The following is a 13,778-nucleotide window of genomic DNA, read 5'->3' as shown; positions in this document are numbered from 1 at the left end:
CCAGCCCTCCGGCGGGCCGGCTCAGTCCGAGATCAGGCCTTCCCGGAGCTGCGCCAGCGTCCGGGTCAGCAGTCGGGAGACGTGCATCTGCGAGATGCCGACCTCCTCGCCGATCTGCGACTGCGTCATGTTCGCGAAGAACCGCAGCATGATGATCCGCCGCTCACGGGGCGGCAGCTTCGCCAGCAACGGCTTCAGGGACTCCCGGTACTCCACACCCTCCAGCGCGGTGTCCTCGTACCCCAGCCGGTCCGCCAGCGACCCCTCGCCACCGTCGTCCTCCGGCGCCGGCGAGTCCAGCGAGGACGCGGTGTACGCGTTCCCCACCGCCAGCCCGTCGACGACGTCCTCCTCGGACACCCCGAGCACAGCGGCCAGTTCGGTCACCGTAGGCGACCGGTCCAGCTTCTGCGAGAGCTCGTCACTGGCCTTGGTCAGCGCGAGCCGCAGCTCCTGCAGCCGCCGCGGCACCCGCACCGACCACGACGTGTCCCGGAAGAACCGCTTGATCTCCCCGACCACCGTCGGCATCGCGAACGTAGGGAACTCCACGCCCCGTTCGCAGTCGAACCGGTCGATCGCCTTGATCAGCCCGATCGTGCCGACCTGGACGATGTCCTCCATCGGCTCGTTCCGGGACCGGAACCGCGCGGCGGCGTACCGCACGAGCGGGAGGTTGAGCTCGATGAGCGTGTCACGGACGTAACCACGCTCGGGGCTGTCCTCGTCGAGCGCGGCCAGCCGCAGGAACAGGGAGCGGGACAGGGTGCGGGTGTCGATGGCGCCCGCAGCCGGAAGGACCGGAACGGGCTCGGCCGGGAGGGCCGGTACGTCATCGATGGAGCCGAGTGAGTCGAGAGCATGGGGAGCTGTCTCGCTCTCCGCGAGCGTGAGCACCTTCGAGCTGCCCTGTTCTACGGACATGCCACCCCCTTTGGGTCGCGGGACGGTCGCGGCGAACGCCCCCGCCTGAGGAACGCAGCCTTCACCTGAATACCGGAGCCGAAGCTCCGGCAAACGCGCTTCCCGCAGAATGTCACATGTCGGCAACACGCTGTAGTGACATGTCGACATCTGAGACGCGAATACGCCCTGCAAACAAGGGGTCTGACGGCTTTTCGGCTTTCAACTGTCGGCAACCGCCCTGATGAGCGATTCCCTCCCCGCGGTGACCTCTCGCTCGCGTTTGCGGTTATGCCTCGATCCGGTTCGCAGAACGCAACCGCTGGAAGCTACGCGCGAGTAGCCGTGACACGTGCATCTGCGAGACGCCGAGTTCCGCGGAGATCTGAGACTGCGTGAGATTGCTGTAGTAGCGCAGCAGCAGGATCCGCTGCTCCCGCTCGGGCAGCTGGACGAGCAGGTGCCGGACGAGATCCCGGTGCTCCACGCCGTCCAGCGCGGGATCCTCGTAGCCGAGCCGGTCCAGCAGTCCCGGCAGCCCGTCGCCCTCCTGCGCGGCCTCCAGGGAGGTCGCGTGGTACGACCGCCCGGCCTCGATGCAGGACAGCACCTCGTCCTCGGTGATGCGCAGCCGCTCGGCGATCTCCGCGGTCGTCGGGGTGCGTCCGAAGGAGGTCGTCAGGTCCTCGGTCGCGCTGTTGACCTGTACCCACAGCTCGTGCAGCCGGCGCGGCACGTGGACCGTGCGGACGTTGTCGCGGAAGTACCGCTTGATCTCGCCGACGACGGTCGGCATCGCGAACGTCGGGAACTGCACGCCCCGGTCCGGGTCGAAGCGGTCGATGGCGTTGATGAGCCCGATCGTGCCGACCTGGACGACGTCCTCCATGGGCTCGTTGCGGGAGCGGAAGCGGGCGGCCGCATAGCGCACGAGCGGGAGGTTCGCCTCGATGAGCGCCCCGCGTACGCGGTCGTGCTCCGGGGTGCCCGGCTGGAGCTCCTTGAGCTGCGCGAAGAGGACCTGGGTAAGGGCCCGGGTGTCGGCGCCACGACTGCTCCGCTGGGGTGCGGCGTGAGGAGGCCCTGCCGGAGGGGACGACGCCTGGGAGGACGCGGGCGGAGATTGAGGGGGCGGTGCCTGAGGGGACGGTGCCTGAGGTGCGGTACTGGCCAGCACGGTCAACTCCACCTCGTCATCGTCAACTCATCCGTCAACGCTTCCATCAAAAGCGGTCATAGCATCACAAGACATGCACTACGTGTGCAAGCACCTCATAAGTACGTGTTGAGTGATGAAAGCCGCGCCGCTCCCCACGCAACAGAAGAGCCCCCTGCCGGGGGGCAGGGGGCGGAAGCGGCCGGTGGTGCAGCAGGTCTCAGAACTCGTAGTCCGCGATCACCCACGTGGCGAACTCACGCCACAGCGCGACCCCGGCCTGGTGGTCCGGGTGCTCCACGTACCGCCGCAGGGCGTCCGCGTCGTCGCAGGCCGAGTTGATGGCGAAGTCGTAGGCGATGGGGCGGTCGCTGACGTTCCAGCCGAGTTCCCAGAAACGCAGTTCCGGGATCTTGCCGCCGAGCGCACGGAAGGCCTCGACGCCCTTCACGACCCGGGGGTCGTCGCGCTCGACGCCCTCGTTCAGCTTGAAGAGCACCAGATGGCGGATCATCACTTTCCTCCCTTGGCGACCCACGTCGCGAAGTCCCCGAGGGCCCCGGCGGCGTCCGAGATGCCCTGGAACCCTATGAGGACGTAGTCGGCCGCCGTCTGCGGGTCCGTGACGATCACGTACATCACGAAGACCACGACGACGTAGACGGCGACCTTCTTCGCGTTCACCGCCACCGCGGCCTCCCCAGTCACTGTTGCCCCATGCAGCGCACATGATCGCACGAAGGGCCGATCACCCGAAGGGGCAGATCGCACGAAGAGCCTGAGCGCACGAAGGGCCCCGTCTGACGACGGGGCCCTTCACAAGCGGTAGCGGAGGGATTTGAACCCTCGGTGACTTGCGCCACACTCGCTTTCGAGGCGAGCTCCTTCGGCCGCTCGGACACGCTACCGAGGGAGACCTTACAGCACGGAGCAGCGTGCTTTGAAATCGGTATTCAGCGACCGCGGAAGAAGTCGGTGAGCAGCCCGGCGCACTCCTCGGCGAGCACGCCCTCGATCACCTCGGGCCGGTGGTTGAGCCGCCGGTCCCGGACGAGGTCCCACAGGGAGCCGGCCGCGCCGGCCTTCTCGTCGCGGGCGCCGTAGACGAGCCGGTCGAGGCGGGACTGCTGGATCGCGCCCGCGCACATCGTGCAGGGCTCCAGCGTGACCACGAGGGTGCAGCCGGCGAGCCGCCACGCGCCGAGGGCGGCCGCGGCCCGCCGCAGGGCGAGCAGCTCCGCGTGGGCCGTGGGGTCGCCGCCGGCCTCGCGTTCGTTGTGCCCGGCCGCCAGCACGGTCGTGCCGTCCGGGGCCAGGACGACGGCACCGACGGGGACGTCCCCGCCCCGGACGGCCACGGCGGCCTCGTCCAGGGCGAGTCGCATCGCGGGCCGCCAGGGGTCGCGGACCGGATCCGGCGCTCTGGCGCTGCCACGACCGGTCAGCGGACGGCCTCCAGGGTCTCCGAGGCGCCCAGGGACTCGGCGATCTCGGTGACGGCGTCCGTCGACATCAGGCGCAGTTGCTTCTCGCTCACGCCCAGGTCGTCCAGGATCAGCGCGTCGCCGACCGGGCCGTGCGGTACGGACTCGGCGGAGCCGGCGGGCCCGGAGCCGCCCTCGGCGTCCTCGTCGTCCCCGTCGGACTCACCGTCCTCGGTGCCGTCGAGGTCGAGGGCGTCGAGGTCGTCCCCGTCGTCCGGATCGCGGCCGAGCAGCTCGTCGGTCAGCAGAATCTCGCCGTAGCTGCTGCGGGCAGCGGCGGCGGCGTCCGAGACGTAGATGCGAGGGTCCTCCTCGCCGTCCACGCGGACGACGCCGAACCAGGCGTCCTCCTGCTCGATGAGCACGAGCACCGTGTCCTCGTCGGGGGAGGCTTCACGGGCCAGGTCGGCGAGATCCGACAGGGTTTCCACATCGTCGAGCTCTGTGTCGCTCGCTTCCCACCCGTCTTCGGTGCGCGCGAGCAGTGCGGCGAAGTACACCGTGACTCTCCCACTGGTCATAGGCGTGCCGGTTGGGGGTCCCCCCGGCGGAGGTTACGGGCGGGGAGTGCTCGTCCGAGCCCCACCCACTCGGAATCGTGGCAGAAACAAGGCGTTCAGGGGACGTCTTCGGCTCCCTGTGTCCGGCAGTTCCGCTCGCACGCCCGTTGCCGCCACCTGCGGATCGTACGCGGCTTTGCCCCGCTCCACGCACGGTCACCCGCGACAATCTCCGCGCGGTTCGCGATCTTTGCCGGGGGTTTCCTCACCCGTTTCCTACCAGCGGAAGGTGCGCATGCGCATGGCGTGCCGCAGCCGGGCCGTCTTGGCGCGGCGCGGCTGGACGCGGTCGCGCAGCGCCCGGGCCTCGGCCAGATCGCGCAGGAACCGGGCGCGACGCCGGCGCCGCTCGGCCTCGGACTCGTCGGTCCCGTCCGTCCGGTCGGGCGTCGGGCCCGTCCCCGGCCAGGTGCGCGGCAGTGGATCGTCTCGGAATTTCCGGTCGGGCATCAGGTTCACCACCCCTATCCGTCCTTTCCGCTTTCCCCCGGACGGGCGGTTTGACTCCGGCGACCGGGTGACGGCCGGACGGCGGGCTTGCCGTGCGGTCCTGGGCACCCCGCCCGGTTAATGTTGTGGACATGCGTCTCCACGTCGTCGACCACCCTCTGGTCGCCCACAAGCTCACCACGCTGCGCGACCAGCGCACCGACTCCGCGACCTTCCGCCGTCTCGCCGACGAGCTGGTCACCCTGCTCGCCTACGAGGCCACGCGTGACGTGCGCACCGAACAGGTCGACATCCAGACGCCGGTCGCGCGGACCACGGGCGTCAAGCTGTCGCACCCGCGGCCGCTGGTGGTGCCGATCCTGCGTGCCGGGCTCGGCATGCTGGACGGCATGGTCCGGCTGCTGCCGACCGCCGAGGTGGGCTTCCTCGGCATGATCCGCAACGAGGAGACGCTGGAGGCCTCCACGTACGCGACGCGGATGCCGGAGGACCTGTCGGGACGTCAGGTCTACGTGCTCGACCCGATGCTCGCCACCGGCGGCACGCTGGTCGCGGCGATCCGGGAGCTGATCCGGCGTGGCGCGGACGACGTGACCGCCGTGGTGCTGCTGGCCGCGCCGGAGGGCGTCGAGATCATGGAGCGTGAGCTGGCGGGCACGCCGGTGACGGTCGTGACCGCCTCGGTCGACGAGCGGCTGAACGAGCACGGCTACATCGTGCCGGGCCTCGGGGACGCGGGGGACCGGATGTACGGGGCGGCCGAGTAGACCGGACGGCTCTCTCAGGACCCGGGACCGCCGAGTAGACCGGACGGGTCTCTCAGCACCCCTTCTTCGTCGTCGGCGCCGGCTCGGGCGTGGCCAGCTCGGCCAGTGCCCGGTCGGCGTCCGGCTTCTTCGCGAGTTCCTTGAAGCCGTCCCCGATGAGGAGGTCGACGGCGGCGCCCTTGCGGGCCGCCTCAGTACGCCGTTCGGCGCCCGGGAGCTGGGTGCCGAGCACGGGCAGGGCGGTGTCGAGCGCGGCGGCGGGGCCGAGCAGGAGCCCGGTGCCCTTGACCTTCTTGTCGTACTGCTGGGGCGCGTTGCCCACGTCACCGATCTTGAAGCCGCGCTTCTTGAGCTCGTCGGCGGTCTTCTTCGCCAGGCCGCCGCGGGTGGTGGCGTTGAGCACGTTGACGGTGATCGTGCGCGGCTCGGGCAGGGGCCTGGCGCTGGGCGAGGGGCTCGCCTTGGTCCTGACGCCGCAGTCCGTCCCGTCGCCGGCCGCCGAAGCCTCTCCGCCGCCGCCGGTGAAGACGTCGATGAGCTGCAGGGTGCCCCACCCGCCCACACCGAGGGCGACGACGGACGCGACGGTCAGGACGGCGAGCCTGCCGCGCCGCCGGGGCCGGCGCATCTTGGGGTACCTGTTGCCCGTGATGCGGTACTTGCCGCCCATGCCGGGGGGAGTCAGCATGCTCATGAGCGCAGCGTAGTGCGCCCGGGCGGCGATGCCTACTAGATGATCATTCGACGCCGCCCGGCGGAACCCGAAAGGGCCAACCCGCGACCGCCTGGATCAGTCGAACGGTCAGTCGAGCTCGAGCACGCGCGCGTGCAGCACCTGGCGCTGCTGGAGCGCGGCCCGCACCGCGCGGTGCAGCCCGTCCTCCAGGTACAGGTCGCCCTGCCACTTCACGACGTGCGCGAAGAGGTCGCCGTAGAACGTCGAGTCCTCGGCGAGCAGCGTTTCCAGATCGAGCTGACCCTTGGTCGTCACGAGCTGATCGAGGCGGACCGGGCGCGGCGCGACGTCCGCCCACTGCCGGGTGCTTTCCCGGCCGTGGTCGGGGTACGGCCGGCCGTTTCCGATGCGCTTGAAGATCACACGGAAAGCCTACCGGTCAAGACCTTCCGGGCGCAGCCATGGCGCCGAGGTGCGACGCTGAAAAAAACCCCGCAAGGCGGTACGAACCGGGAACTGGGGCGTGAATATGCCGGACCGCGAGACCATGCCGTCGGTCCCCGCCCCGGAGGTGTCCGGGCGCGCCGCCGCCCTCCCTCAGGACGCCCTGCGGATCGGTTCCGGCTACGCCTTCCCGGGGCCGGCCCTGCAGCTGGGTGCCCTGCTGTGGGACGGACAGTGCCTGCCGGACGCGCAGGTGCGGGTGCCGCTGGCCGTGCTCAACCGGCACGGGCTGGTCGCCGGGGCCACCGGCACCGGCAAGACCAAGACGCTCCAGCTGCTCGCCGAGCAGCTGTCCGCCCAGGGCGTGCCGGTCTTCCTGGCCGACATCAAGGGCGACCTGTCCGGGATCGCCGCGCCGGGCCGGCCGCACGCCCGGGTCGAGGGCCGGGCCGCCGATGTCCACCAGCGCTGGGCGGCGACCGGCTTCCCGGCCGAGTACTTCGCCCTCGGCGGCATCGGGCGCGGTGTCCCGGTCCGGGCCACGGTCACGGGCTTCGGGCCGGTGCTGCTGGCCAAGGTGCTGCGGCTGAACCGGACCCAGGAGCAGTCGCTCGCGCTGATCTTCCACTACGCCGACAGCAAGGGCCTGGAGCTGATCGACCTGAAGGACCTCCGGGCGGTCGTGACCTTCCTGACCTCCGACGAGGGCCGGCCGGAGCTGAGGTCGGTCGGCGGGCTCTCGGCGGCCACGGCCGGGGTGATCCTGCGGTCCCTGACCGCCTTCGAGGCGCAGGGCGCGTCCGGCTTCTTCGGGGAGCCGGAGTTCGACACGGCCGAACTGCTGCGTACGGGTGAGGACGGGCGCGGCATCGTCTCGGTCCTGGAGCTGAGCGCCGTACAGGACCGGCCCCAGCTGTTCTCGACGTTCCTGATGTGGCTGCTCGCCGACCTCTTCCACGACCTGCCCGAGCTCGGCGACGTCGACAAGCCGCGGCTGGTGTTCTTCCTGGACGAGGCGCACCTGCTCTTCGACGACGCCTCCGAGGCGTTCCTGGAGTCGATCACGCAGACGGTGCGCCTGATTCGCTCGAAGGGGGTCGGGGTCTTCTTCGTGACGCAGTCCCCGAAGGACGTACCGGCGGAGGTCCTCGCCCAGCTCGGCAACCGGGTCCAGCACGCGCTGCGGGCCTTCACCCCCGACGACCAGAAGGCCCTCAGCGCCACGGTGCGGACCTTCCCGAAGTCGCCCTACGACCTCGAAGAGGTGCTGACGAACCTGGGCACGGGGGAGGCGGTGGTGACGGTGCTGAGCGAGAGGGGCGCCCCGACCCCGGTCGCCGCGACCCGGTTGCGGGCCCCCGAGTCACTGATGGGGCCGCTGGGGCAGGAGGCCCTGGAACGGGCCGTCGCCGGGTCGCCGTTGTACGAGCGGTACGCGCGGGCCGTGGACCGGGAGTCGGCCTACGAGCGGCTGGAGCGCGGCCGGGGCGCGAAGGGGCCCGACGAGATGCGGGACGCGGCACCCGAACGCCGCGGGCGGGCGCAGGAGCGGCCGTCCATGGCGGAGCAGGTGGTCGGGAGCGGCGTCTTCAGGTCGCTGGCCCGGTCGGTGGGGACGCAGATCGGGCGGGAGATCACCCGGTCACTGTTCGGCACGGCGCGTCGCTCGGGACGGCGGAGGCGGTAGAAGGCGCAGGCGTCGGGACGGCGGAGGCGCACGACGCCTGCGCCGTCCCGGTGGGTCAGCCGCGGTCTTCTCTGCTCCCCTTCGGGGGGTGCGGCGGCTTGCGGGTGTCCGGCTGGGAGTGGGGCTTGGGGGTGCTGCGGGCGGCCTCCGCGCGCAGGAGGGCGCGCAGGACCGCGTACGGGTCTTGGAGCATGGCTGGTTCCTCGCCGTTCGTCGTCGTTCTTCCTGGATCCCGTGCGGGACGGACGGGCCGGGGCGCGGCCGGTCCTGTCAGCAGCGCAGAACCGCGGAACGCGGAGGGCGTGGGTCGTGCGGCGGAAGACCTGGCGGTACGGGCAGGGGCCGCTGTGCGGCGTGCGCGGGTCCGGGGTCCGGGACCGGGGCCGGGCCCGGTGGGACGGCGACGCGGCGGGCGCCACGGGCCGGTGGGCGCAGGGCTGTGTCGGGGACGTCGCACTCGACGGTGGTGTTCTCCCCGGAGACGGGGGCCGTCCATCCCGAGTGGGCCTCGGCGTGGGCGCCCGGCACGAGGAGGGCGAGCAGCAGGACGAGCACCCGCAGCCAGGCGTGCCGGCGCGGGCCGCGGGGGACCGGCTGCGGTGCGGGGGTCACGGGAGGTCATTCCCCGCGGGGGCCACGCCGTTCATCCCGCCGACGGAGAGATCCGCTCGCTCGGCCCACGCGGGGGAGCCGCTCGGTGGCTCGGTCATGGTCCATGCTGCGACCGGCCCGCGAACGGCCGCCACTTGGAGCGGCCCGGGTGGCTGACGTGCCGGCTTCCGGCTGTCACCCAGGGGGCGGGTGACCGGGGCCTACGTGCCGGAGGCCTTCGCCGCCTTCGCCGCGGCTTTCATCTCCTGCTTGTGCGCCCGCACCTTGACCAGCGACTCGGGCCCCGTGATGTCGGCGACCGAACGGAACGAGTCCGGCTCGCCGTAGGAGCCCGCCGCCTCGCGCCAGCCCGTGGGGCGCACCCCGAGCTGCTTGCCCAGCAGGGCGAGGAAGATCTGGGCCTTCTGCTTGCCGAAGCCGGGCAGTTCCGCGAGGCGCTTCAGCAGGTCCTTGCCGGTGCCGACGTCCTTCCAGACGGCCTCGGCGTCACCGTCGTAGTGCTCGACGAGGTACTGGCACAGCTGCTGGATCCGCTTGGCCATGGAACCCGGGTAGCGGTGCACCGCCGGTTTCTCGGAGAGCAGCGCGGCGAAGGCCTCCGGCTCGTGCGCGGCGATCTCGTGCGCGTCCAGGTCGTCCGCGCCGAGCCGCCGGGCGATCGTCGCCGGGCCCTTGAACGCCCACTCCATGGGGACCTGCTGGTCCAGCAGCATGCCGACCAGCGCGGCGAGCGGGCTGCGGCCGAGCAGCGCGTCGGCCTCGGGATCCTGCGCGAGGTGAAGAGTGACGTCCATGCCCCGATCATCCCCCGGGCCGGGCCCGGCCGCTGCTCAGGTCGCCCGCCAGTAGCCCAGCGCGTGCACCCGCTGCTTGGGCAGCCCCAGTTCCTTGCGGACGTACGCCGCCAGGGCCCGGGTCGTCGCCGTGTCGCAGGCGATCCAGACGTAGGGGTCGGCCGTGTCCCGGAGCAGGCCGGGCAGGTCCGACCTCACCCGGTCGACCAGGTGGGCGCCGGAGTCCCGGCGGGGCACCTTCCGGAGCTCGTGCCGGTCCGGGTCGGCACGGAACGGCAGGTCGTCGTCGCCGCCCTCGAACCAGACGGTGGCCGGGGCGGAACCCAGGGCGTCCAGGAGGGAGTTGATGGCCGGGAGGGAGGCCGGGTCGCCGACGGCGAAGACGTGCGAGGGCGCCGGGCTGGGGTGCTCGAAGCCGGTGCCCTGGACGGTCGCCTCGATGGTGTCGCCCGGTTTCGCCGCCCTGGCCCAGTCGCTCGCGCACCCCTCGTGCAGGGCGAACTCCAGGCCGAACGTACCGGCCTCGGCATCCGGGTCGACCAGGGTGTAGGCCCGCTGGTGCGGCTTGCCCGCGTTGTCGAACCACAGCCGTACCCACATGGTGGGATGCACTCCGGTCGCGGCCAGCAGACCGCCGTCGGTGAAGCGCAGCCGCCGGTAGTCCGGGGTGACGTCCTCGACGTCCGTCACCGTGAACTCGAAGTCCTTCGCGCGCAGCAGTTTGAGGACCGCGCCCTCCCAACCCCGCCCCTGCCCCATCGCGTTTCAGCCCCTCGCGTACGATTCCGGCCACAGCATGACTTAGGCAAGGCTAACCTAAAGGGTACAGGGGGTACAGCGTGACCGTCGAGATCTACCGTGACGCCTGGGGCATTCCGCACCTGCGCGCGGGCGGCGCGGTCGAGCTCGCCCGGGCGCAGGGACTCGTCACCGCCCGCGACCGGGCCTGGCAGCTGGAGGTCGACCGCCACCGGGCGCAGGGCACCTCGGCGTCCTTCCTCGGTGCGGAAGCCCTGGCCTGGGACCTGTTCGCGAGACGGGTCGGACTCGACGACACCGCCAGACGCTGTTTCGCGGATCTGGAGAGGCGGGACGCCGGGACGGCGCGGTGGGTACGGGCGTACGTCGACGGGGTCAACGAGGGGCTGGCCGACACCATCGCCCCCGAGTTCGCCCGCACCGGTCTCGTCCCCGGCCGCTGGGAGCCCTGGACCCCCCTCGGTGTCTGGCTCGCCGTCCACATCCTCTTCGCCGGGTTCCCCTCCAAGCTCTGGCGCGAGCAGGTCGCCGCCCACCTGGGCACGGACGCCGTGGGCCTCTTCGCCACCGACGGCCCCGGCACCTCCGGCAGCAACGGCTGGCTGGTCAGCGGTGAGCGGACCGTCACCGGACAGGCCCTCATCGCGGGCGACCCCCACCGCTGGATCGAGGACCCGGGCGTCTACCAGCAGATCCACCTGTCCTGCCCGGAGTTCGACGTCGTGGGACTGGCCGTCCCCGGTGTCCCCGGCATCGCCCACTTCGGGCACACCGGCACGGTCGCCTGGGCCATCACCAACGCCATGGCCGACTACCAGGACCTCTACCGGGAGCGGCTGCGGCGCACCGGCGCCGGGGTGGAGGCCCTCGGTCCGGACGGGGTCTGGCGGCGGGCGGCCCGGCACACCGAGACGGTCGGGGTGGCCGGCGCGGAGCCGGTCGAGGTCGAGGTGATCGAGACCGACCGTGGCCCGGTGATCATCGGCGGCCCCGAGGGGATCGACGGCGACTCCGGCGGCGTGCCCGTGGCGATCAGCCTGCGCTACCCGCCCCGTGTCACCGGCGACCTCGGGTTCGGTGCCCTGCTGCCGCTGCTGCGAGCCCGCCGGGTCGCCGACGTGGACCGGGCCCTCGACCGCTGGGCGGAGCCGGTCAACGTCGTCCAGGCCGCCGACACCGAGGGCGGTGTCCTGCACCGCGTGGCCGGGCGGGTGCCGCTGCGCGCCGAGGCCAACCGGCTGCGGCTGGTGCCCGCGTGGGAGCCCGGCCACGAGTGGCGGGGCTGGCACGTGTCACCGCGCGCCGGGCTCACCGAGGGCGTCGCCGTCATGGCCAACCAGCGCGGCCCGGCCGGACCCCTCGGCGTCGAGTTCGCCCCGCCGCACCGCGCCGACCGCATCGCCGCCCTGCTCGCGGGCAGGGAGCACTGGTCCGCCGCCGACATGCCCGCCCTGCACACCGACACCCACCTGGGCTCCGCGGCCCCCCTCCTGGACCACCTCGCCGCCCTCGACGGCCTCACCCCCGAGGCCGCCGCCCTGCGGGACCGCCTCCTCGGCTGGGACCGCCGTATGGACGCCGGCAGCGCCGACGCGGCCCTCTACGCGGCCGTGCGCGGAGCGGTCGTCCGGCGGCTCGCGGCGCACCCGGCGTTCACCGGGCTCACCACGCCACCGGCCTACCCGGAGGTGTTCCAGCCCTGGCTGGCGCTCGTCCCCCGGGTCGGGTTCGCCCTCGAACACCTGCTGCGGGCCGGGGAGCTGTACGGAATCGACCGTCCGGCGGCCGTGCGCGCGGCGATCGAGGACGTGGCGCTGCGCCCGCCGGCCGGGGTCTGGGGCGACACCCACCGCCTCGCCCCCTGGCGGGCCCTGGAGCCGGAGCGGCCCTACGACGAACCGGGGCTGTCCGGCGACCACGACTGCGTGCTGTGCACCTCGGGCGTGCCGGGTCTCACCGACCGCGCCGCCCGTGGCCCGGCCGCCCGGTACGTCTGGGACCTGGCCCGGCGCGAGGACAGCCGCTGGGTGGTCCCGCTCGGCGCCTCGGGCGTCCCCGGCTCACCCCACCACCGCGACCAGCTCCCCCTGTGGCTCACGGGAGATCTCGTCCCGGTCGTCACCGACTGGTCCCTGCTGAAGAAGGAAACCGATGTCTGACCCGTACGCCTCCCGCACCTGCGTCCACGAGGAGGTGACCGACGGCTTCGGCACCGTCCGCGTCCTGCCGCTGGACCCCGGTGCCGACGCCGCCGTGATCCACCGCTGGGTGAGCGAGGAGCGGGCCGCCTTCTGGGGCATGACCGAGCTGACCGAACGACAGGTCGCCGACGTCTACGCCCACATGGCCACGCTCGACACCCACCACGCCCACCTCGTCGTCCGGGACGGCGAGCCGGTCGCCCTCCTGCAGACCTACGAGCCGGAGGCCGACCGCGTGAGCGAGTGCTACGAGGTCCGCCCCGGTGACATCGGCGTCCATCTGCTCCTCGCCCCCGCGGGCCCGGGCGGCGGACAGCGCGGCTGGACGGCCCGGCTGGTGGCAGCCATCACGGCCTACGTCCTGCCCGGCCTGGACCGCCGGCGGATCGTGGTCGACCCGGACGTGCGCAACGAGAAGGCGATCGACCGTTTCCTCAAGCTCGGCTTCGCTCCCGGCCCGGTGGTGGTCCTGCCGGAGATCGACCTCCCGGACGTGTACCTGCCGGAGAAGAAGGCCCAGCTCGCCTTCCTGGACCGGGAGATAGTGTTCCCCGGGTGACCCCTGAGGACCTCATCGCCCACTACGGCCTGGAGCCGATCCCGCGCGAGGGCGGTCTCTTCCGCCAGACCTGGGCCGGTCCCGGACGACCCGACGGCAGGCCGGAGGGCACGGCGATCGTCGCGCTGCTGACGGCGGACGACTTCTCCGCCCTTCACCGCCTGCCGGCGGACGAGATCTGGCACTTCTACCGGGGCGATCCCCTCCAGCTCCTGCTGCTCGCCCCGGACGGCACCACGAGGACGGTGGTGCTCGGACCGGACGTCCTGCACGGCCAGCACGTCCAGTTCACGGTCCCGGCGGGCACATGGATGGGCGGGAGGGTGCGCGGAGCCGGGCAGTGGGCCCTGTTCGGCTGCACGATGGCACCCGGCTTCACGTTCGACGGCTACGAGCACGGGGACGCCGCGGAACTGACGGCCCGCTACCCGGCGGCGGCCGACGAGATCGCCGGACTGTCCCGGCCGGCCTAGTGCCGTGGCAGGCGACGTTCGCCCCGTCGCGACGCCCGGCACGCACTCTCGCCGCACCGGCCGAAAGCCCCAGTACATCCAGTACGAGGGCTCCCGGCCGGCACGCCGAGAGCAGGCACCGGACGCCGCTCCCTACCGGGCGAACGTTGCCTGCCGCGGCAGTAGGGGCGCTCGGCCGTACCGATGCGCGGCTCCGCCGCGTGCGCGCGATCAGCCCCCGGACACGGACCACAGCCGCCCCCGCCGGACGACG

General features: G+C 72.3%; 18 protein-coding genes and 1 tRNA gene. 5 read left to right on the top strand and 14 right to left on the bottom strand.

Annotated elements, in window-relative coordinates; genetic code table 11:
• Window positions 1–21: 21 nt before the first annotated feature.
• The 8 genes from AB0F04_RS28995 to AB0F04_RS28960 form a co-directional block, all read right to left on the bottom strand.
• Window positions 22–924, bottom strand: a complete 903-nt coding sequence (locus tag AB0F04_RS28995) for an RNA polymerase sigma factor SigF (protein ID WP_362046504.1) — start codon at window positions 922–924, stop codon at window positions 22–24.
• A 268-nt stretch (window positions 925–1,192) separates the two neighbouring features.
• Entirely contained in the window at window positions 1,193–2,092 is a 900-nt protein-coding gene (locus AB0F04_RS28990) for an RNA polymerase sigma factor SigF (RefSeq protein WP_362046501.1), read from the bottom strand.
• A gap of 187 nt (window positions 2,093–2,279) precedes the next feature.
• On the bottom strand, window positions 2,280–2,573 hold the full coding sequence (locus tag AB0F04_RS28985; protein ID WP_362046498.1) for a Dabb family protein: 294 nt from the start codon (window positions 2,571–2,573) through the stop codon (window positions 2,280–2,282).
• Window positions 2,573–2,749, bottom strand: coding sequence for a hypothetical protein (locus AB0F04_RS28980; RefSeq protein WP_362046495.1), 177 nt, complete (start codon window positions 2,747–2,749; stop codon window positions 2,573–2,575). The genes AB0F04_RS28985 and AB0F04_RS28980 overlap by 1 nt, the downstream gene beginning before the upstream one ends.
• A 133-nt stretch (window positions 2,750–2,882) precedes the next feature.
• Window positions 2,883–2,967: transfer RNA gene (locus tag AB0F04_RS28975), tRNA-Ser, on the bottom strand.
• A gap of 45 nt (window positions 2,968–3,012) precedes the next feature.
• Entirely contained in the window at window positions 3,013–3,444 is a 432-nt protein-coding gene (gene tadA / locus AB0F04_RS28970) for a tRNA adenosine(34) deaminase TadA (RefSeq protein WP_362046492.1), read from the bottom strand.
• A 56-nt stretch (window positions 3,445–3,500) separates the two neighbouring features.
• Window positions 3,501–4,043, bottom strand: coding sequence for a hypothetical protein (locus tag AB0F04_RS28965; RefSeq protein ID WP_362046775.1), 543 nt, complete (start codon window positions 4,041–4,043; stop codon window positions 3,501–3,503).
• 276 nt (window positions 4,044–4,319) lie between these two features.
• Window positions 4,320–4,553, bottom strand: a complete 234-nt coding sequence (locus AB0F04_RS28960; protein WP_362046489.1) for a hypothetical protein — start codon at window positions 4,551–4,553, stop codon at window positions 4,320–4,322.
• Window positions 4,554–4,684: 131 nt separating this feature from the next.
• Here AB0F04_RS28960 and upp point away from each other — a divergent pair, with 131 nt between their 5' ends.
• Window positions 4,685–5,320 carry a uracil phosphoribosyltransferase gene (gene upp, locus AB0F04_RS28955; protein ID WP_104778992.1) on the top strand — a complete coding sequence of 212 codons (636 nt, stop codon included), beginning with the start codon at window positions 4,685–4,687 and terminating at the stop codon, window positions 5,318–5,320.
• Between the two features lie 52 nt (window positions 5,321–5,372).
• Here the strand turns inward: upp and AB0F04_RS28950 are convergent, their stop codons facing one another.
• Window positions 5,373–5,990 (bottom strand): LytR C-terminal domain-containing protein, encoded by a 618-nt coding sequence (locus tag AB0F04_RS28950; protein ID WP_362046772.1) that lies wholly within the window; start codon window positions 5,988–5,990, stop codon window positions 5,373–5,375.
• 132 nt (window positions 5,991–6,122) lie between these two features.
• Window positions 6,123–6,419: a type II toxin-antitoxin system VapB family antitoxin gene (locus AB0F04_RS28945; RefSeq protein ID WP_003999914.1), complete on the bottom strand. Its 297-nt coding sequence runs from the start codon at window positions 6,417–6,419 to the stop codon at window positions 6,123–6,125.
• 106 nt (window positions 6,420–6,525) lie between these two features.
• Here AB0F04_RS28945 and AB0F04_RS28940 point away from each other — a divergent pair, with 106 nt between their 5' ends.
• Window positions 6,526–8,127 carry a helicase HerA-like domain-containing protein gene (locus tag AB0F04_RS28940; RefSeq protein WP_362046769.1) on the top strand — a complete coding sequence of 534 codons (1,602 nt, stop codon included), beginning with the start codon at window positions 6,526–6,528 and terminating at the stop codon, window positions 8,125–8,127.
• 55 nt (window positions 8,128–8,182) lie between these two features.
• On the opposite strand, the gene AB0F04_RS28935 is transcribed toward AB0F04_RS28940, so the two are convergent.
• The 4 genes from AB0F04_RS28935 to AB0F04_RS28920 form a co-directional block, all read right to left on the bottom strand.
• A complete protein-coding gene (locus AB0F04_RS28935) occupies window positions 8,183–8,320 on the bottom strand; it encodes a hypothetical protein (protein ID WP_362046486.1) in 138 nt (45 codons plus the stop codon).
• A 77-nt stretch (window positions 8,321–8,397) separates the two neighbouring features.
• Complete coding sequence (locus tag AB0F04_RS28930; RefSeq protein WP_362046483.1) at window positions 8,398–8,739, bottom strand: hypothetical protein; 342 nt, start codon at window positions 8,737–8,739, stop codon at window positions 8,398–8,400.
• 200 nt (window positions 8,740–8,939) lie between these two features.
• The gene (locus AB0F04_RS28925) at window positions 8,940–9,533 is read right to left on the bottom strand and encodes an HhH-GPD-type base excision DNA repair protein (protein WP_362046481.1); all 594 of its coding nucleotides are present in this window, start codon (window positions 9,531–9,533) and stop codon (window positions 8,940–8,942) included.
• 36 nt (window positions 9,534–9,569) lie between these two features.
• On the bottom strand, window positions 9,570–10,292 hold the full coding sequence (locus AB0F04_RS28920; protein ID WP_362046478.1) for a siderophore-interacting protein: 723 nt from the start codon (window positions 10,290–10,292) through the stop codon (window positions 9,570–9,572).
• A gap of 80 nt (window positions 10,293–10,372) precedes the next feature.
• Between AB0F04_RS28920 and AB0F04_RS28915 the strand changes: the two genes are divergently transcribed.
• From AB0F04_RS28915 to AB0F04_RS28905, 3 genes are read left to right on the top strand one after another with little or no spacing between them, the layout of a single operon-like run.
• Window positions 10,373–12,451 (top strand): penicillin acylase family protein, encoded by a 2,079-nt coding sequence (locus tag AB0F04_RS28915; protein WP_362046475.1) that lies wholly within the window; start codon window positions 10,373–10,375, stop codon window positions 12,449–12,451.
• Complete coding sequence (locus AB0F04_RS28910; protein WP_362046472.1) at window positions 12,444–13,052, top strand: GNAT family N-acetyltransferase; 609 nt, start codon at window positions 12,444–12,446, stop codon at window positions 13,050–13,052. Before AB0F04_RS28915 ends, AB0F04_RS28910 begins: the two co-directional genes overlap by 8 nt.
• Window positions 13,049–13,525, top strand: a complete 477-nt coding sequence (locus AB0F04_RS28905; RefSeq protein ID WP_362046469.1) for a cupin domain-containing protein — start codon at window positions 13,049–13,051, stop codon at window positions 13,523–13,525. Before AB0F04_RS28910 ends, AB0F04_RS28905 begins: the two co-directional genes overlap by 4 nt.
• Window positions 13,526–13,778 lie beyond the last annotated feature (253 nt).

Source organism: Streptomyces sp. NPDC029041 (assembly GCF_040637515.1).
Lineage (GTDB): Bacteria > Actinomycetota > Actinomycetes > Streptomycetales > Streptomycetaceae > Streptomyces.
Note: the sequence above shows the minus strand (reverse complement) of the source record. Positions and strands in the feature narration are given on the sequence as shown.